General features: G+C 54.8%; 1 protein-coding gene. It reads left to right on the top strand.

The window, feature by feature from the left end:
* Positions 1–664: AMP-binding protein (locus AR442_RS08670; protein ID WP_157843473.1), on the top strand; the 664-nt coding region annotated here is incomplete at both ends.

Genomic DNA, 664 nt, shown 5'->3' with positions numbered 1-664 from the left:
CAGTACACAGACAGGCTCGCCGTTTGGCTCCGCCAAAAAGGCGTCCGCAAAGAAAGCATGGTCGGCGTACTCGCTGAACGCTCGCCGGAGATGGTGGTTTCAGTGCTTGCCGTGTTAAAAGCGGGCGGCGCCTATGTGCCGCTTGACCCGGACTATCCTGAGGACAGGCTGCGCTATATGCTTGATGACTGCGGCGCCTGCCTCCTGCTTGCACAGCCGGGGTTATCCCTTTCCGGTTTTTCCGGAGAAACGCTAGAAGTGTCTCTTTCTTCTTTGACAAGTGAGACGGAGACAGGGGCTGTCTCTGAAGAAGCGGATGCTGATTCGCTCGCTTATATCATTTATACGTCCGGTTCGACGGGAACACCGAAGGGAGTGGCTGTTGAACACTGTCAGGCCGCCGCCTTTTTATCAGGGATGCAAGGGCAGTTCCCGTTAACGGAAGAGGACATCATCGTGCTGAAATCATCCTTTTCATTCGACGCCTCCATCTGGCAATTGTTTTGGTGGACGATGTCCGGCGCCTCCGTGTATCTGCTTCCTGCCGGATGGGAGAAAGATCCTGTGCGGATGATTGAAGCGTTTGCCTCAGAAAAGGTGACGACCGCGCATTTTATTCCGGCGATGGTCAACAGCTTTTTAGACGCGCTGGAAACAGAGCCTG

It is taken from the genome of Bacillus velezensis, from assembly GCF_001461825.1.
Taxonomy (GTDB): Bacteria; Bacillota; Bacilli; order Bacillales; family Bacillaceae; genus Bacillus; species Bacillus velezensis.
This window is presented reverse-complemented; position numbering and strand designations above follow the sequence as displayed.